General features: G+C 63.0%; 17 protein-coding genes. 8 read left to right on the top strand and 9 right to left on the bottom strand.

The window, feature by feature from the left end; translation table 11 throughout:
- Position 1 precedes the first annotated feature (1 nt).
- The 5 genes from ACQK2M_RS05980 to ACQK2M_RS06000 are packed head-to-tail and all read left to right on the top strand — an operon-like array spanning position 2 to position 5378.
- Positions 2–1144, top strand: a complete 1143-nt coding sequence (locus ACQK2M_RS05980) for an acyl-CoA dehydrogenase family protein (protein ID WP_425417044.1) — start codon at positions 2–4, stop codon at positions 1142–1144.
- 1 nt (position 1145) lies between these two features.
- Positions 1146–2186, top strand: a complete 1041-nt coding sequence (locus ACQK2M_RS05985) for an enoyl-CoA hydratase/isomerase family protein (RefSeq protein WP_425417045.1) — start codon at positions 1146–1148, stop codon at positions 2184–2186.
- 13 nt (positions 2187–2199) lie between these two features.
- Positions 2200–3087, top strand: coding sequence for a 3-hydroxyisobutyrate dehydrogenase (mmsB, locus tag ACQK2M_RS05990; protein ID WP_425417046.1), 888 nt, complete (start codon positions 2200–2202; stop codon positions 3085–3087).
- Positions 3088–3107: 20 nt separating this feature from the next.
- Complete coding sequence (locus ACQK2M_RS05995; protein WP_223478195.1) at positions 3108–4343, top strand: acyl-CoA dehydrogenase family protein; 1236 nt, start codon at positions 3108–3110, stop codon at positions 4341–4343.
- Positions 4344–4346: 3 nt separating this feature from the next.
- Positions 4347–5378, top strand: a complete 1032-nt coding sequence (locus ACQK2M_RS06000; RefSeq protein ID WP_425417047.1) for a phosphotransferase family protein — start codon at positions 4347–4349, stop codon at positions 5376–5378.
- A 39-nt stretch (positions 5379–5417) separates the two neighbouring features.
- On the opposite strand, the gene hpaH is transcribed toward ACQK2M_RS06000, so the two are convergent.
- The 7 genes from hpaH to ACQK2M_RS06035 are packed head-to-tail and all read right to left on the bottom strand — an operon-like array spanning position 5418 to position 12313.
- A complete protein-coding gene (gene hpaH, locus ACQK2M_RS06005; RefSeq protein WP_425417048.1) occupies positions 5418–6224 on the bottom strand; it encodes a 2-oxo-hept-4-ene-1,7-dioate hydratase in 807 nt (268 codons plus the stop codon).
- Positions 6221–7084 carry a fumarylacetoacetate hydrolase family protein gene (locus tag ACQK2M_RS06010; protein ID WP_425417049.1) on the bottom strand — a complete coding sequence of 288 codons (864 nt, stop codon included), beginning with the start codon at positions 7082–7084 and terminating at the stop codon, positions 6221–6223. Before ACQK2M_RS06010 ends, hpaH begins: the two co-directional genes overlap by 4 nt.
- The gene (locus tag ACQK2M_RS06015; protein WP_425417050.1) at positions 7077–8498 is read right to left on the bottom strand and encodes a pyridoxal phosphate-dependent decarboxylase family protein; all 1422 of its coding nucleotides are present in this window, start codon (positions 8496–8498) and stop codon (positions 7077–7079) included. The genes ACQK2M_RS06010 and ACQK2M_RS06015 overlap by 8 nt, the downstream gene beginning before the upstream one ends.
- A gap of 8 nt (positions 8499–8506) precedes the next feature.
- Positions 8507–9487 carry a 3,4-dihydroxyphenylacetate 2,3-dioxygenase gene (gene hpaD, locus ACQK2M_RS06020; protein ID WP_425417051.1) on the bottom strand — a complete coding sequence of 327 codons (981 nt, stop codon included), beginning with the start codon at positions 9485–9487 and terminating at the stop codon, positions 8507–8509.
- 32 nt (positions 9488–9519) lie between these two features.
- On the bottom strand, positions 9520–10374 hold the full coding sequence (hpaD, locus tag ACQK2M_RS06025) for a 3,4-dihydroxyphenylacetate 2,3-dioxygenase (RefSeq protein WP_425417052.1): 855 nt from the start codon (positions 10372–10374) through the stop codon (positions 9520–9522).
- A gap of 36 nt (positions 10375–10410) precedes the next feature.
- The gene (gene hpaE, locus ACQK2M_RS06030; protein WP_425417053.1) at positions 10411–11922 is read right to left on the bottom strand and encodes a 5-carboxymethyl-2-hydroxymuconate semialdehyde dehydrogenase; all 1512 of its coding nucleotides are present in this window, start codon (positions 11920–11922) and stop codon (positions 10411–10413) included.
- A 4-nt stretch (positions 11923–11926) separates the two neighbouring features.
- Positions 11927–12313, bottom strand: a complete 387-nt coding sequence (locus tag ACQK2M_RS06035; RefSeq protein WP_425417054.1) for a 5-carboxymethyl-2-hydroxymuconate Delta-isomerase — start codon at positions 12311–12313, stop codon at positions 11927–11929.
- A gap of 119 nt (positions 12314–12432) precedes the next feature.
- Between ACQK2M_RS06035 and hpaR the strand changes: the two genes are divergently transcribed.
- Both hpaR and ACQK2M_RS06045 read left to right on the top strand, forming a co-directional pair.
- Positions 12433–12891, top strand: a complete 459-nt coding sequence (gene hpaR / locus ACQK2M_RS06040; RefSeq protein ID WP_425417055.1) for a homoprotocatechuate degradation operon regulator HpaR — start codon at positions 12433–12435, stop codon at positions 12889–12891.
- A 69-nt stretch (positions 12892–12960) separates the two neighbouring features.
- Positions 12961–13611 (top strand): GntR family transcriptional regulator, encoded by a 651-nt coding sequence (locus ACQK2M_RS06045; protein ID WP_425417056.1) that lies wholly within the window; start codon positions 12961–12963, stop codon positions 13609–13611.
- 30 nt (positions 13612–13641) lie between these two features.
- Here the strand turns inward: ACQK2M_RS06045 and ACQK2M_RS06050 are convergent, their stop codons facing one another.
- Positions 13642–14709, bottom strand: a complete 1068-nt coding sequence (locus ACQK2M_RS06050) for a glycosyl hydrolase family 8 (RefSeq protein WP_425417057.1) — start codon at positions 14707–14709, stop codon at positions 13642–13644.
- 95 nt (positions 14710–14804) lie between these two features.
- Complete coding sequence (locus tag ACQK2M_RS06055; RefSeq protein WP_425417058.1) at positions 14805–15518, bottom strand: type 1 glutamine amidotransferase; 714 nt, start codon at positions 15516–15518, stop codon at positions 14805–14807.
- A 96-nt stretch (positions 15519–15614) separates the two neighbouring features.
- On the opposite strand from ACQK2M_RS06055, the gene ACQK2M_RS06060 reads away from it, so the two are divergent.
- A complete protein-coding gene (locus tag ACQK2M_RS06060; RefSeq protein WP_425417059.1) occupies positions 15615–16874 on the top strand; it encodes a cytochrome P450 in 1260 nt (419 codons plus the stop codon).
- The last annotated feature ends 6 nt before the right edge of the window (positions 16875–16880 follow it).

Here is a 16880-nt window from a genome sequence, read left to right on the forward strand (position 1 = left end):
GATGAATTTCGAGCTGACGGAAGAACAATGCGCCATCCAGGAGATGGCGCGCGCCTTCGCGGATGACAATCTCGCACCGAAGGCGATCGAATGGGACGAGACCGGGCATTTTCCCGAAGATGTCGTTCGCTCCGTCGGCGAACTCGGGCTTGCCGGCATCTATGTTCGCGAGGATGTCGGTGGCTCCGGCCTTGGCCGGCTCGACGCGGCGCTGATCTTCGAGGCGCTGGCGCATGGCTGCCCCTCCATCGGCTCCTTCATCTCGATCCACAACATGGTCGCCTGGATGATCGACCGTTTCGGCACCGAAGAGCAACGGCAGGCCTGGTTGCCGAAACTGTGCGCGACGGAGCTGATCGCGTCCTATTGCCTGACCGAGCCGGGCGCCGGGTCCGATGCGGCATCGCTCAAGACGAAAGCCGAGCGCGACGGCAATGGCTGGCGGCTGAACGGCGCCAAGGCCTTCATCTCGGGCGGTGGGCATTCCGACCTCTATCTCGCCATGGTGCGCAGCGGCGGGGACGGGCCCAGTGGCGTTTCGGCCATGCTGGTGGAGGACGGCACGCCGGGTCTCTCCTTCGGTGCGAACGAACGCAAGATGGGTTGGCGTGCGCAGCCGACCGCGCAGGTTCAGTTCGACGACTGCAAGGTGCCGGCGGACCATCTCCTCGGTGAGGAAGGCAAGGGGTTTCGATATGCCATGGCGGGCCTCGATGGCGGCCGGCTGAACATCGCGGCAAGCGCGCTTGGCGCGGCGCAATCGGCGCTCGACAAGGCGCTGGCCTATGCGAAGGACCGCAAGGCGTTCGGCAGGCCGATCGCGGATTTCCAGTCGCTGCAGTTCAGGCTGGCGGATATGGAAACCGAATTGCAGGCGGCGCGCATCTTCCTCTACCAGGCGGCGTCGAAGCTCGATGCCGGTGCGCCGGATGCGACGAAGCATTGCGCCATGGCCAAGCGTTTCGTCACCGACACCGCCTTCAATGTTGCCAACGAGGCGCTGCAAATTCATGGCGGTTACGGCTATCTCGCCGATTTCGGCATCGAGAAGATCGTTCGCGATTTGCGGGTGCACCAGATTTTGGAAGGCACCAACGAGATCATGCGCGTGATCGTCGCGCGCCAGATGCTGGCGGAGAACTGAGGTGAGCATCGACGAGGACATCCATATCCGCGAGGCGGGGCGTTGCGGGCGGATTACGCTGACCCGGCCAAAGGCGCTGAATGCCCTGAGCTACGATATGGCGATGGCGGTCGACGGTGCGCTGGACAGCTGGGGCGATGGCGGCGCGGTCGATCTCATCCTTGTCGATGCGGAGGGTGACCGGGCCTTTTGCGCCGGGGGCGATGTCGCGGAACTCTATCGATGCGGTCTGGATGGTGACTATTCCTATGGCCGAAAGTTCTGGGCGGACGAGTACCGGATGAACGCCAAGATCGGCGAGTGCGCCGTTCCTTATGTCGCAATCATGGACGGAATCGTGATGGGCGGAGGCGCCGGGATTTCGGTGCATGGCACGCATCGCGTCGTCACCGAACGCTCGATGATCGCCATGCCGGAAAGCGCCATTGGCCTGATCCCCGATGTGGGCTGTTCGCTGCCTCTGGCGCAGGCTCCGGGACATCTGGGCGAGTTTCTGGCCATGACAGGGTGGCGGATGAATGGCGCCGACGCGATCCATGCGGGCTTCGCCGATATCGAGGTCGCTTCGGTCGATCTTGACGAACTGAAGTCTCGACTTGAGAAGACCGCCGATCCGACCGCGATCGGCGCCTTCGCGCGCGACGGAAACGAGGCGACGCTTGCACCCCATCTCGATGCCATCGACCGGCATTTCGGCCAGGAAACCGCGCTCGACTGCCTGTTGTCGCTGGAGGCCGATCCGTCGGATTTCACCCGGAAGGCGGCGGAGATGATCCGCCGGGGCTGCCCGCTTTCCGTTGCATGCTCATTCGAGCTGGTTCGAAACGCGCGGACGCTGGCGAGTGTCCGGCAAGCGCTCGTCCACGAATACCGCTTCACGTTCCGCGCGATGTCGGACGGAGATTTTCTGGAAGGCGTGCGGGCGCAGGTGATCGAGAAGGATCGCGACCCGAAATGGCAGATCCGGCGGCTGGAGGATGTGTCGCGGGCAAAGATCGACGCCATGCTAGCGCCGCTCGGAGATGACGAACTGGAAATCTGAGGGAGGAGACCGCATGAGCAGGATCGCATTCATCGGCCTTGGCAATATGGGACTGCCGATGGCCGTCAATCTGGCGAAGGCCGGTCACGAATTGCGTGTCTTCGACACGGTTGCCGCTGCTGTGGAGAGCGCCGGGGCGGAAGGCATGATGGCCGCCGCGAGCGCGGCAGACGCGGTTGCCGACGCCGAGATCATCGTCACGATGCTGCCGAACGGTCCGATCGTGTTGAAGGTCTTCGAGGATATCGTACCGGCGGCGCAGAAAGGCGCGGTGATCATCGATTGCTCGACGATCGACGTTGCAAGCGCAAAGAAGGCGCATGCGATGTCCGAAACCGCTGGCCTTCTGCCCCTCGATGCACCGGTCTCCGGCGGGATCGCGGGTGCGGCTGCGGGGACACTCACCTTCATGGCGGGAGGCTCGAAGGAGGCTTTCGCCAAGGCCGAACCGGTATTGAGCGTCATGGGCGGCAAGCTGGTCCATTGCGGCGAGGGCGGGGCCGGACAATCGGCCAAGATTTGCAACAACATGCTGCTCGCCGTCTCGATGATTGGGGCCTGCGAATCCTTCGCGCTGGCCGAAAAACTGGGCCTGTCCGCGCAGGCGGCCTACGACGTGATATCGACCTCTTCGGGCTTTTGCTGGTCTGTCAACAAATACTGCCCGGTTCCCGGCATTGGCCCCGAAAGCCCGGCGGATAACGACTACAAGCCGGGCTTCGCGGCCGAACTGATGCTGAAGGATCTCGGCCTTTCGCAGCAGGCTGCGGGAGAAACGGGGCAAGCGACCCCGATGGGCGAACACGCCATGCATCTGTACGAAACCTTCCTGAAGGAAGGCGGTGCCGGCAAGGATTTCTCGGGTATCATCGAGTATCTCAAAACAGCCGCGCGCGGCTGACGGGAAACAGGGAGGAACGCATGAACCTCGGTATGTCCGACAGGGTCAGGCCGCTCGTGGAGCGTGTCCGGGCGATGATCGAGGACGAGATCGCGCCGCTCAGCGACGAATACGAGGCCGAGGTCGGGCAGCACCCTTCGGGAGACAGGTTCGCGCATACGGACCGGCAACTGGAAATCCTCGACGAACTCAAGACGAAAGCCAAGGCGCGCGGTCTGTGGAATTTCTGGCTGACCGACAGCGAGAAGGGCTATGGCCTGACGACCGTCGAATACGCCTATCTTGCCGAGGAGATGGGCAAGGTCGATCTGGCGGCCGAGGTGTTCAACTGCTCGGCTCCCGACACCGGCAACATGGAGGTCCTCGAACGTTACGGCAGCGAGGCGCACAAGGCGCGCTGGTTGGCGCGGCTGCTCGAGGGCGAGATCCGTTCCGCCTATCTGATGACGGAGCCGGGCGAGGCGTCGTCCGACGCGACGCAGATCGCCATGGCGGCACGGCGCGACGGCGATGCATGGATCCTGAACGGCGAGAAATGGTGGGCGAGTGGAGCCGGCGATCCGCGCTGCGCCGTCTATATCGTCATGGCCTGCACCGATCCGGATGCGGACAAACACAGTCGCCATTCCATGTTCGTCGTGCCCGCCGACACGCCGGGCATCGAGGTGCTGCGGCCGATGCATGTCTTCAATCACGACGACGCGCCGCATGGGCACATGCATATCCGGTTCTCTGATGTGCGCGTCGCGGCGGAAGATCTGATCCTCGGCGAGGGGCGCGGCTTCGAGGTGGCGCAGGGACGGCTCGGGCCGGGACGCATCCATCATTGCATGCGGGCAATCGGACAGGCCGAAAAGGCGCTGGAACTGCTCTGCCGCCGTGCGCTCGGGCGTGAGGCTTTCGGGCGAAGGCTCGCCGATCTCGGCGCGAATTACGACATCATCGCCAATGCGCGCATGGAGATCGAGCAGGCGCGGCTGCTTTGCCTCAAGGCGGCCTGGATGATGGACACCGAAGGAACGCGCGCCGCGCAGCCCTGGATCAGCCAGATAAAGGTCGTCGCGCCGCTGATGGCGCTCAAGGTCATCGACGAGGCAATGCAACTGCATGGCGGCGCCGGGATCAGCCAGGATTTTCCGTTGGCCAGGATGTGGACCCGGGTGCGCACGCTCCGCTTCGCCGATGGACCGGACGCGGTTCACCGGCGGCAGGTGGCGCGCATGGAACTGCGCAAATATTCGAACGCCAAGGTCTGAACCGTGCCGCACGCCTCGGCGCAGTTCGACACCGACGCGATCGCCGCATGGCTGACGGCCAATCTGCCGGGCTTTCGCGGCCCGGTCACGGCCGAGAAGTTTCCGAGCGGCCAATCCAATCCGACGTTCCGGCTGGAGACGCCCGGCGGGACCTATGTGCTGCGGCGGAAGCCGCCCGGCACTCTGCTGAAATCGGCGCATGCGGTGGACCGGGAGTTCCGTGTCCAGAAGGCGCTGGCACAAACCGATGTCCCCGTCGCGCGGATGCATGTGCTTTGCGAGGACGACAGCGTGATCGGGTCGGCCTTCTATGTGATGGAAGAGGTGCATGGACGCAATTTCGACGATCCGCGCCTTCCGGGCGTCGATCGCGCCGTGCGCTCCCGCATCTATGACGAGATGAATCGTGTGCTCGCTGCGATCCATGGGGTGGATGTCGACGCGGCCGGGCTGGGCGATTTCGGTGCGTCGGGGAACTATTATCGACGGCAGATCGATCGCTGGTCGAGGCAATATCGCGCAAGCGAGACGGAAGAAATCCCCGACATGAAAGCGCTGATGGGCTGGCTCGATGCGAACGCGCCGGAAGATGACGGCCGGCGCGCGCTGGTGCATGGCGACTACCGGATCGACAATCTGCTTTTTGCGCCCGAGGGACCGGAATGCCTGGCCGTGATCGACTGGGAGCTCTCGACGATCGGCCACCCTTTCGCCGATCTCGCCGCCGTGATCATGCAATGGCGCTTGCCCGCCGGCGCGGAGGCGCGGGGCCTTGCAGGCGCCGATCGCGAGGCGCTTGGCCTGCCGTCGGACGAAGCGTTTGTCGGGGCCTATTGCCGGCGAATGGGGATCGCGGCGATCGACAATTTCGGGTTCTATCTCGCCTTCAGCTTTTTCCGCATGGGTGCGATCCTACAGGGGGTGAAGAAGCGCGCGCTTGACGGCAACGCGTCCGATCCCGAACGCGGCCTGAGGCTTGGTGCCTATGTTCCGCAATTTGCCGCTTACGGACTGGATGCCGCGCAAAACGCATGATGCGGATGTCGGTTCATGATGTCCGCCGGGCCAACCCCTTCAGGCGAAGGCGCAGGAGACGCTGCCGAACGGGCCGAAATCCGCGTGGATTTCGCTGCCCTGCGGGCATTCGACCGGTCTGATGAACGAGCCCGACAGAATGATCTGCCCCGGCTCTATCGCCTGTCCATACACGGCCATGCGATGCGCCAGCCAGACAATGCCGGTGACCGGATCGTTGAGCACGCCCGCGCCGAGGCCGGTTTCCTCCACCTCGCCGTTGCGCGAGACGATGGCGCCGGCCCAGCGCAGATCGAAGGCGTCCACGGCGTGTTTCTCATTGCCGAGCACAATGCCGGCATTGGCGGCATTGTCGGAAATCGTGTCGCAGATCTTGCGCGTCGCACCGGTTTCCGGGTCGGCGCGAAGGATGCGGGTGTCGAGGATTTCGAGCGATGGGGCGACGTAGTCGGTGGCGGCGATCACGTCGTCTCGCGTGACGTCGGGCCCCGCGAGCGGCGCCTTCATGACGAATGCGATTTCGGCCTCGATGCGCGGCTGGATGTATCGGCCGGCGGGCACTGTCGCACCGTTGTCGAACAGCATGTCGTCGAAGAGGACGCCGCTGTCGGGGATGTCGATGTTCAAAGCGGACTGCATCGCCTTCGAGGTGAGACCGATCTTCCAACCGATCACCTTGCGGCCGGCTTCCAGCTTGCGGCGGACCAGCGCGGCCTGAACGGCATAGGCATCGTCCATCGACATGTCGGGATGGCGTTTGGTCAAAAGTCCGATCTGGGCGCGCGCCTCGTCAGCCAGGAAAAGGTCATTGGCGGCGTTTTCGATCTCGGTTTCGCTGAGGCTCATATCTCGTCCGCCACGCCGTTTGACAGGATACCGATGCCATCGGCCTCCACTTCGACCACGTCTCCGGGTTTCAGAAACAGGGGCGGATCAAAGCGGGCGCCCGCGCCTGTCGGCGTACCGGTGACGATGATGTCGCCGGGGACCAGCGTGGTGAAGGTCGAGATATAGGCGATCTGCCGGGCGACCGGGAAGAGCATCCGGCCGGTCCGGTCGTCCTGTCGTGTCTCGCCGTTGACGCGGGTGGTCAGGTGGACATCGGTGATCTGGGATGGATCACGGAAAGGCACCAGCCACGGCCCCATTGCGCCGGATGAATCGAAGTTCTTGCCCTGTGTCACGTTGAACTTTGCATGGCGCACCCAGTCGCGCAGCGTCCCCTCGTTGCAGAGCGTCAGCGCGGTGATATGACCGAGTGCCTCGTCCTCGGGAATGTGACGACCGCCGCGGCCGATGACCACCGCGATTTCACCCTCGTAATCGAGCTTGTCGGACGCTTTTGGCCGGATCAGCGGCTGGTCGTGTCCGGTGAAGGATCGCGGGAAGCGCACGAAGAGCGACATGTTGGGCGGCGCGTCCTGGCCGTCCTTGTATTCGGCGTTGCGGTCCGGAAAGTTGACGCCAACGCAGATAATCTTTTCCGGTGCCGGCACCGGGATCTCGTACTGGAAAGTCCCGGCGTCATGGGTCACCGGGCGGCCCTTCGCCGCCTCGACCAGCGTTTCGAGCGCTCCCGCCTCGATCACCTCGCGAAGGGTCGGCCATTGCGGGAAGTCCGGCGACAGCGCGATGATGCCGCCGTCTGCGACAGCGCCATAGAAGCTTTGGTCACCGGCCGAAAAGGTTGCGATGCGATCAGCCATGCGGCGTCTCCAGATTGCGGGCGATTTCGACGATGACATCGCCGGCGGTTTTCACGTCCTCCTCGGTTGCAGAGAACGCTCCGACGGTGAAACGGATCACGAGAGCGCCGTCGACGCGGGTCTGGGTCAGGTAGATGCGGCCGTCGTCGTTGATCGCCTGGACCAAAGCGAGGTTGAGTGCATCGGGTTCCGCGCCGTCGCGCATGTAGCGGAAGGAAAACAGTGAAAGGACCGGATCGGTCACGATCTCGAAGTCCGGTTCGGCGCCCAGCCGCCTGGCGAGCGCTCCCGACCAGCCGACGTGATTGCGGATCATTTCGCGCAGGCCGTCGAGGCCGTAGGCGCGGACAAGGAACCAGATCTTGAGCGCGCGGAACCTTCGGCCAAGCGGCACCGACCATTCGGAATAGTTGATGATGCCCTCGGCGCCATGGGTCTTCAGATATTCCGGCTGGATCGCCAGCGTGCGCACGAGATCGTCCGGCGAGCGGATGAAATGTGCCGAGCAGTCGAACTGCGCGCCGAGCCATTTGTGCGGATTGAAGACGACGGAATCGGCGTCTTCGATACCTTCCCAGTAATGACGGAATTCCGGGCAGATCATTGCCGCGCCGGCCCAGGCCGCGTCGACATGGACGTAAAGGCCGTGTTCGCGCGCCACCGGCATGATCGCGGTCAGGTCGTCCATTGCGCCGACGCCGGTGCCCCCGATACAGGCGATGATGCCCGCCGGCAGGAAGCCGGCCGCGATGTCCGCGCGGATGGCTTCGTCGAGCGCGTCGGCGTCCATGCCGCGGTTTGCGCCTGTTACCGGAATGCGGCGCAGATTTTCCTCGCCGATCCCGGCGACCCATATAGCGCGGTCGATGGAGGTGTGGACCTCGCGGGAGCAATAGACGCGGAGCTGCTTCTGGCCGGCGAGGCCGGACGTATTGCCGGCCCAGCCGAGCGCTCTTTCGCGCATCGTCAACACCGCGGCGAGCGTGGCCGAAGATGCGGAATCCTGGATGACGCCGGCAAAGCCTTCCGGCAGGCCGATCGCTTGGCGCAGCCAGTCGAGCACGACCGTTTCCATCTCGGTCGCGGCAGGGGAGGTCTGCCACAGCATGCATTGCGGCGCGACGGTGGAGACGAGGTACTCGGCGAGCACCGATGCGGGCGCGGCATTGGCGGGGAAATAGGCAAAGAAGCGCGGATGCTGCCAATGGGTGATGCCGGGCATCACGATTGTCTCGAAATCGGCGAAGATCGTCTCCATCGACTCCGCGGCATCCGGTGGCGACACGGGCAGGGCGGCCGCGACTTCACCGGGCTTCGTCTGCGCGCGGACCGGCCGGTCGCGGAGGCCTTCGTGGTAATTGACGGCCCAGTCGGAGACCCTGCGGCCCCATTGTGCGAAATCGCTCCAGCGCATGATGTCTCCTACGGCGCGACGATGGGTTGGGCGGCGAGGCTCGGTTCGAGCACCTCGGTGCCTTCGAACAGACTGCCTTCCTCGAACCAGGAACGCGGCGCGGGAGCGCCCCACAGGGTCTGGCGCTGCGGATCCTTCAGATCCCACTTGATCGGCTCCAGATCGGGATCGACCGTCTGGTAGTCCGAGCAATAGATCTCGATGCGATGGCCGTCCGGATCGCGGATATAGAGGAAGAAGGCGTTGGAGATGCCGTGGCGTCCCGGGCCGCGTTCGATATTGGAGACCCAGCCCGTCGTCGCCATCAGGTCGAGCAGGTCGATGATGTTGAGCGGGGTCGGCACCCAGAAGGCGGTGTGGTGCAGGCGCGGGCCGCGGCCATTGGTGAAGGCGATGTCGTGCACGCCGCCCTTACGGTGCGTCCATGCGGCCCAGAGCCGGCCGGTCTCCTCATCGGCGGTGTATTCGGTCACCCGGAAGCCGATCTCGTTGTAGAAGGCGACGGATTCATCGACATTCGGCGTGAAGCAGTTGAAGTGATCGATACGCAGCGGCTTCACACCGCGATAGAGCTTGTATTGCTGGTGGATCGGCGGCAGCCGATCCATGCGCGAATAGAATTCCAGCGGAATGCCATGCGGGTCGCGGGTGCGGAACGTACGTGACTGGTAGGGGCGTTCGACCCACTCGACGGGCAGGCCCTTGCCCTTGAAGAAGTGCTCCGCCTTGTCGAGGTCTTCCTCGTCGAAGACCTTGAAGCCGAGATCGCGGGCGACGGCGGTTTCGCCCTTGCGCAGCACGATGCAATGATGCCCGCGTTCCTCCATGGCGCGCAAATAGATCGTGTCGGCGTCCTCGTCGGTGACCTGCAGGCCGAGCGTGTCGACGTAAAAGGCGCGGCTTTTCGCGAGATCCGTGACCGCGAGTTCGACATGCGACAGGCGCACGATGTTGAAGGGCGGATAGAGGACAGGTGCGGGTATCGACATTGATTTTCTCTTCGACTGAACTGCGCCGCGTTTCAGGTGACGGGGAAGATCACGTTGGTCTGCCCCGTGCCGGAGCTCGGGAAGTACTCCGTGACAACCTCGCATTTGCCCTTATAGGCGTCCCAGCCGAGCGCGCCATAAAGCATCGCCGTATCGTGCATCGAGCCTTCGCCCGAACAATGGTGCGCGTAGTCGCCGAGCATCTTCAGGAAGGTGGCGTGATCGCCGCGCTTCCACATGTCCAGCACCATAAGGTCGACCTGACGGTTGAACTCGGACGAGATCGTGAAGGTGCCGTTGTTCGGCGCATAGTCCTTGTTCGACCAGATCTTGTGGGAGAGCGAGCCGGAGGCGAGGAGCAGAACTTTGGAGTCGCTGGCATCGACGGCGGCGCGGATCGCTTCGCCGACGATGCGGCTTTCGTCATGGTCGTGTACGGTGCAGAAGGCCGAGACCGAGACCACTTTCATGTCATGCTCGCGGCTCATGAAATGCATCGGGACCAGCGTGCCATATTCGAGATCGAGCGAATCCAGGTGGTGGGAAAGCGTGTAGACGCCGAGATCTGTCGCCTTCTGCGCGATGGCGTCGCCCAAGCCGGGATTGCCCGGGTGGTCATAGGGCATGTCGCGGATGAACTGCGGAAACTCGCTGGAGGTCAGCAGGCCCTTGAATCGGTGATTGGCATTGATGTGGAAGCCGGCATTCACCAGCCAGTGCGTGTCGCAGATCACCGCCGTATCGGCGCCGAGCGCCTTGGCGCGGCGGGCGATTTCGAGATGGCCGTCGATTGCCGGCTGGCGTTTGCCCTTGATCGGCCCGTCCTGTTCCGACATTTGCAGTGTCGGCACATGCGTGACCTTGGCGGCCAGTACGATTTCACCCATTTTCGCGCCTCCCCGTTGGTCTAGTTCGGTTGCCCATCACTTACCGAGCTGCGGGATGTGATGATGGCCGGTGGCGAAGCCGATATGCTTCTGCTCCATGTAGAACTCGAATGACCAGTCCCCGCCGTCCCGTCCGATGCCGCTCGCCTTGACGCCACCGAAGGGGGTCGGCAGATGGCGCACATTCTCGGAATTCACCCAGATCATGCCGGCCTCGAGCTTGTTGGTAAAACGCAGCGCCCGTGTCAGGTCGTTGGTCCAGACATAACCGGTCAGGCCGTAATCGACGCCATTGGCGATCTCCAGCGCTTCGTCCTCGTCGGTGAAGGTGATCGCCGTAAGAACGGGCCCGAAGATCTCCTCTTGCGCGATGCGCATGTCCGGCTTTGCTCCGGTAAACAGCGTCGGCTTGACGAACCAGCCCTTGTCGCCGGTCGCTTCGCCGCCGGCGGCGATGGTGGCCCCGTCAGATTTCGCGATATCGAAGTAGGACGTCACCTTGTCGAGATGGGTCTTGTGGATCAGCGGACCGATTTCTGTTGCGGGATCGAGTGGGTGACCGACCTTGATGCGGTTGACGCGCTCGACCAGCTTCTTCTGGAAGTTTTCGGCGATGCTTTCCTGCACCAGCAGCCGCGAGGAAGAGGTGCAGCGCTCGCCATTGAGCGAATAGATCATGAAGATTGCGGCATCGAGTGCGCGATCGAGATCGGCGTCGTCGAAGACGATGACGGGGTTCTTGCCGCCAAGTTCGAAATGGACCCGTTTCAGGGTGTCGGCACCCTGTTTCATGATCATCGAGCCGGTCTTCGATTCGCCGACGAAGGCGATGGCCTTGATGTCGCGGTGCTCGGTCAGCGCCTTGCCGGCCTCCTCGCCAAAACCGTTGACGAGGTTCCAGACGCCGGCGGGCAGACCGGCCTCCTCGGCGATTTCCATCAGGATGCGGGCGGTGACCGGGGAGAATTCGGCCGGCTTGTGGACGACCGTGCAGCCGGCGGCGAGCGCCGGCGCGATCTTCCATGTCGAGAGCATGAAGGGCGTGTTCCAGGGCGTGATGATGCCGACCGGTCCGATCGGAACGCGCGTGGTGACATTCATCAGGGTCGGCGAGGGAAGCGTCTGGCCGTCACGGGCGGATGGTGCGCGGTCGCCGAAAAACCGGAAGTTCTCCGCGCCGCGCAGGGCCGCCTTGGACATGAAGCGATGCGCCTGGCCGGTATCCCAGCACTCGGCGATGGCGATCTCGTCGGCGCGCGCAACGATGCGGTCGGCGATGCGGTGCATGATCTTCTTGCGGTTCGAGGCATCGAGATCGCGCCAGGCGGGAAAGGCCTCCTTTGCCGCTTTCGCGGCCGCATCGATATCTTCCGCGCCGCCGCGCGCCACCTTGCAGATCAGGCTCTCGTCGACCGGCGAGTGATTGTCGAAAGTCGCGCCGGATGCCGCGGGACGGGCCTCGCCACCGATCTGGTTGAGGATGCCGTCCTGCCTGAAGCGGGCAAGATAGGTCTCGAGTTTTTCGAGGTTCTGTTCGAGCGAGGACAAGAGGTCAGCCTTCCTTGAGATGTTCTCTGATCGTGTTCAGTTTCGGGCTCAGTTCCGGGTCGATGTCGCGCATCTCCATCGAAAGAGCCATGGGACGCGAGGCGAGCGCTGGTGCGAGGAATTCCCTTGCCGCTGCAAAGAGACGTTCCGTCGCCATCTTGCGGGCCTCGAAGCTGCGTCCGCCGCGCAGACGCACCGATATGTCGATATAGCCGTGACGGGAGTCGCCGTCGGCAATCGCCACATGATCGGCACGGAATGCGCGAACCCGAATGCCCGCCATTGGAAAAACGCCGGTTTCGATGCCGGTCTTGCGCAGCAGTTCGCACAGGGCGGCGATATCGACCGTTTCTTCGAGATTGCCCGAATAGTCGATGGCGATATGCGGCACGGACCCCTCCCAGGTCGTCAATATAGTTAACTTGTTAACTTCATGGGCGTGACGAGTCAAGTGACCTTGGGTGAAGATGGATATTGCACTTGCGCGTCCCGAAAGGCACAAGGTCTGACATGGACGAACAAGAAAGTGACGGTGTGAAGCGGGTTTCCATTTCGACGGAAAAGTCGCTTCCGATTGCTCTCTTGCGCGCCCGCGAAAGCGTTATGGGCCCGATCCGCGCAATGCTGGCCAATGCCGGTGTCACCGAACAGCAGTGGCGGGTGCTGCGGGTCCTGGACGAAAATACCAGCATGGATCCGACGGAAATCGCTGAACGGTCCTGCCTGTTGCTTCCGAGCCTGACGCGCATTCTCCAGACACTCGGCGAAAAAGGCTATGTCGACCGTTCGCCGCATCCGACCGACGGGCGGCGGCTGAGGATCACGATCACGCCGTCGGGGCGGAACTTCATCGCGTCCAACATGGCCGAGAGCGAGCGGATCGCCGCGCGCCTGGAAAGCCATCTCGGCAAAGACAAGATGGAGATGCTGCTCGATCTCCTCAACGAACTCGACGGCTTGCGGCTCTGACGTCCGGTTCCGCTTTTTGCGCAGGCGTTATATATATACAAGCCGACGCAGAATATTCGGGACTATCCAATGGCCGGCCAGACGGACACGGTAATCGACGCGATACTGACCGCCATCGATGATGGCGAGATCGGTCCGGGCGAGGTTATCGATGAACAGGCACTGATCGCGCGGCATGGCGTTTCGCGCACGCCGGTGCGCGAAGCGCTGATCCGGCTGGAAACCGCGGGTCTCGTGCAAAGGCATGCCCGCAGGGGCGCGGTGCTCTTCAAGCCGACGCTGGAGGAATTTCTGGGCATCATCGAGGTCCATGCGCGGCTGGAGGCGCAGGCGGCGGGCCTTGCCGCGCGCAGGCTGACGCCCGGTCTCGCCAAGGAGCTGGAAGATGTCGTTTCGGCTTGCGAAGCGCATGCGAAGGAATACGGCAGTAGCCGGCCGGAGGACTATTACCGGCTCAATCTTGGCTTTCACGAGGTGCTCGCACGGGCTTCGGGTAATCCCTTCCTGATCGACCTGATCAAGATGAACGCGCGAAAGCTGATGGGATATTACCGCGCGCGCTACCGCTATCCCGGTTCGGTGGAGGCCTCGGCGAAGGAGCACCGCGAAATCGCGGAACTGGTCACCGCGCACAGGCGCGAGGAAGCGGAGGCCGCGATGGAGAGGCACTTCAACTATGACCGGGGAACGGTCATGGACCTGTTGGCCGCTGTCGGCTAGCTGCGGACTCGCCGGATCTTCCGGCCATCGTCAGTCCTGGCTATGCGCATTTTCCTGCCATTGCCCGGATAGTTCGATCATCGCCAACAGTTTGAGCGTATTGCCGTAATAGTCCTCATCCGCGAGGGGGATGGCGGTCAGCGCGGACCAGAGGGCATCGATCCAGCGTTGATCTGCGTCGTGATCTTCGCTTCCAGCGATCGCTGCGGCGGCGAACATTGCCAGGAAGGCGGCCGAGCCGGTGGATTGATCATCTGGGATTCTGCCGTCGAGCCGGTACGTTGTCGCAATCCGGAGCGGGTCTCCTGCCGTCGCATTGCGGATCCAGCGATTGATCAAGACGAGATGCGCGGCTGCGCGTGCGTCGCCTGTCTCGAGAAGATCGAGTGAAAGCCGCCAGGGAAAGCGAAGCGCGTTCCACGAAAACTGGCCGTCGCCCGCCCCTTCCAGCAAGAACGGATTTGCGGGCCGGGGGTTCTCGGGAAGTCCCACCAGAAAGTCCGGCACCAGACCGGTCTCTTCGGCGTAGTCCCTGGAGATGCGCCCCCAAACGGCATAGCCGCGATCCCGAATGGCCGTCCAACGCGCGGACAAGTCTCCCGTTGCGCTCGAAAAGACCGCGAAACTTGCCGGCATGAAGTCGGAGGAGCGCGAGCTTTGCGCATACTCCTCGTCCGTCGCCGACATCTCCCCGCCATCCGGGGCATCTTCGCAGTCCCTTGTCTGATTCCAGGCCATCAGCCCCGGACCGGAGGCGGCCTCGTGTGCGCGATAAAACGCGGCCATTCCCGCGAATTGCTCCCGCGCCGCAGGATCGCGCGACGCCATTTTGACGAGCGCGAGCATGCCGTATCCATGCGCCTCGGAAATTGTGAGTGTGCTGGTGCTGCTGCCACCCCAAGTCAGCTTCCCATCACCAGAAGTATCGACATATGCGCCGCCGCACCCTTCGCGCAAATAGGTCCTCTTCCAATCGGCCCAGAACGTGTCCAACGCCGTCAGTCGATCGGCCTGCGGCAGCGACGGGAATAAGGGGTGGGCCTGAAGGTGCACTTGCAGGATTAAACACCATGCGAGAACGAGAGCGATGCGGATCAACAGACGGATTCCTGCCAAAGGGACTGTGCCGGATGCTGTTCTTCCACGCAATGACACACAATTCGTCATTGGTCTCAAGCAATAGGTGGGACCGGTCAGCGCGCTTCGGTCGTGGAGAATGCGGTCGCCTGTTCGAAAAAGCGCGCGATTGTTTCCGCAAAGTCCTCGTAATCAGCTCTATCGGAGAGCGAGGCGCGCGCTTGCGTGACGACGTCTTTCGGCAATTTGCCGGCATATTCCTCGATGAGTGCGGCCACGAAATCTGACGACATTTCCGGGTGGTTCTGGGTCGTAAAGACGCTATTGCCGATCGCGAAGCCGCCGACCGGGCAGGCCGCGGAACCGATCAGAATGCGGGCGTCCGCCGGTGGTTCGGTGACCTGCTCGATATGGGCGCCATATTGCGCGAGCTCCGGCCCGAGCGGCGTCATCCAGGGCGCAGGATCGACGACATCGGCCCTGGTCAGGCCGAAGACCCATCCTCCCGGATTGTGTTCAACCTTGCCGCCAAGCGCCAGCGCGATGGCCTGATGGCCGAAGCAGGCGCCGAAAAGCGGGATCTTGCGTGAAACGATCTCGCGGATCGTCGCGAGCAGCCGATCGATCCAGTCGGCGCCATCATGCACCGAGGCGGGGCTGCCGGTGATGATGAAGCCATCGAAGGCCGCAAGATCGTCGGGAAAGACGCCGTCCTTCACGGAATAGGTTTCGCAGCGCCAATCCGGGCGTGCGCTGTGAATCAGCGCGGCGAATTTTTCGCCGTCTTTCGGATGTGCTTGCGCAAAGGCGCTCTCATCCGTGTTGGTCATCAGGATCGCGAGGTGCACGGTCGGCCCATAAAAACTGGTTTACATATTTATGAGGTCGCATAATATACATAAAACGGCAACTGGAAAGGATGCATCGTGACAGTCTGGGTTCCGACCGATGACGGCCATGCCGATCTTTCCAGTCACGACACTTTCGTCGATGGCCCTCCGCACAACACTTTCGCGCGCATGCGCAAGGACGATCCGCTGAGCTGGACCGAGTGGGCCGGTGGCGAGGGATTCTGGTCGGTGACCCGGCATGAAGACATCCTCGCCATGAACGGCAACACGCAAGTGTTCTCCTCGGCGCGGGGCATTCGCATGGAAGACCAGTCCTACGAGGAATATCTGGCGCGCCGCACCTTCCAGGAGACCGATGCGCCGGAGCACATGAAGACGCGCATCAAGGTGGCCAAGGCTTTTTCGAAGCCGGTTATCGCCGGCTTCGAGCAGGATATTCGTGACCTCTGCGACGAGATCCTCGATCAGGCGTTGCCGCTCGGCACGTTCGACGCGACGAAGGAGATCGCGCGACAGTTGCCAATGCGCATGCTGGGCCGGATCATCGGTACGCCGGACGAGGACCTGCCCTGGCTGGTCGAGAAGGGCGACGCGCTGATCGCCAATACCGATCCGGACTTCACCGATCACGTGCTCGACAGGATGGACACGGATGCGTACCGGATGATGCCCTTCAATTCGCCGGCCGGGGCCGAGCTCTATGAGTATGCCCGGGACCTGATGGAGAAGAAGGCGGCCGCCGGGGACACCGACGGGGTGTTGCACCTGATCCTGCAGCCCGGCCGCGACGGCGAAACGATTTCAGAGACCGAGTTTCGCAACTTCTTCTGCCTGCTGGTCGCCGCGGGCAACGATACAACGCGCTATTCCATCGCGGCCGGCATTCAGGCGCTTTGCCATCAGCCGGAACTGCTCGAGCAGATGCAGACGGATGAAACGGTCTGGGAAACCGCGCCGGACGAGATCATCCGCTGGGCGACGCCGGCGCTCTATTTCCGCCGCACCGCGACGCAGGATTTCGAGCTTCACGGCAAGACGATCCGCGAAGGCGACAAGGTGCTGTTGTGGTTCGCGTCTGGCAATCGCGACGATACGGTCTTCGACGCGCCGTTCCGCGTGGATATCCGCCGCACGCCGAACAGGCACATGTCCTTCGGCCAGGGCGGGCCGCATGTCTGTCTCGGCATGTGGCTGGCAAGGCTGGAAGTGCGGGTGCTGTTCCAGGAACTCGCCCGCCGCATCCGGCGGATAGAGCCGGCGGGGCCGCACAAATTCCTTCGCTCCAATTTCGTCGGTGGTATCAAGAGCCTGCCCGTCACAGTGGAAATGGCTTGAGGACAG

Source organism: Oricola indica, assembly GCF_965227485.1.
Lineage (GTDB): Bacteria > Pseudomonadota > Alphaproteobacteria > Rhizobiales > Rhizobiaceae > Oricola > Oricola indica.

Coding starts and splice junctions, on each gene's coding strand:
- hpaH (WP_425417048.1), bottom strand. CDS start 6,224: ATGAGCCTCAGCGAAACCGAGATCGAAAACGCCGCCAATGACCTTTTC.
- ACQK2M_RS05995 (WP_223478195.1), top strand. CDS start 3,108: ATGAACCTCGGTATGTCCGACAGGGTCAGGCCGCTCGTGGAGCGTGTC.
- ACQK2M_RS06015 (WP_425417050.1), bottom strand. CDS start 8,498: ATGCGCTGGAGCGATTTCGCACAATGGGGCCGCAGGGTCTCCGACTGG.
- ACQK2M_RS06055 (WP_425417058.1), bottom strand. CDS start 15,518: ATGACCAACACGGATGAGAGCGCCTTTGCGCAAGCACATCCGAAAGAC.
- ACQK2M_RS06045 (WP_425417056.1), top strand. CDS start 12,961: ATGGCCGGCCAGACGGACACGGTAATCGACGCGATACTGACCGCCATC.
- mmsB (WP_425417046.1), top strand. CDS start 2,200: ATGAGCAGGATCGCATTCATCGGCCTTGGCAATATGGGACTGCCGATG.
- ACQK2M_RS06010 (WP_425417049.1), bottom strand. CDS start 7,084: ATGGCTGATCGCATCGCAACCTTTTCGGCCGGTGACCAAAGCTTCTAT.
- hpaD (WP_425417052.1), bottom strand. CDS start 10,374: ATGGGTGAAATCGTACTGGCCGCCAAGGTCACGCATGTGCCGACACTG.
- hpaD (WP_425417051.1), bottom strand. CDS start 9,487: ATGTCGATACCCGCACCTGTCCTCTATCCGCCCTTCAACATCGTGCGC.
- ACQK2M_RS05980 (WP_425417044.1), top strand. CDS start 2: ATGAATTTCGAGCTGACGGAAGAACAATGCGCCATCCAGGAGATGGCG.
- hpaR (WP_425417055.1), top strand. CDS start 12,433: ATGGACGAACAAGAAAGTGACGGTGTGAAGCGGGTTTCCATTTCGACG.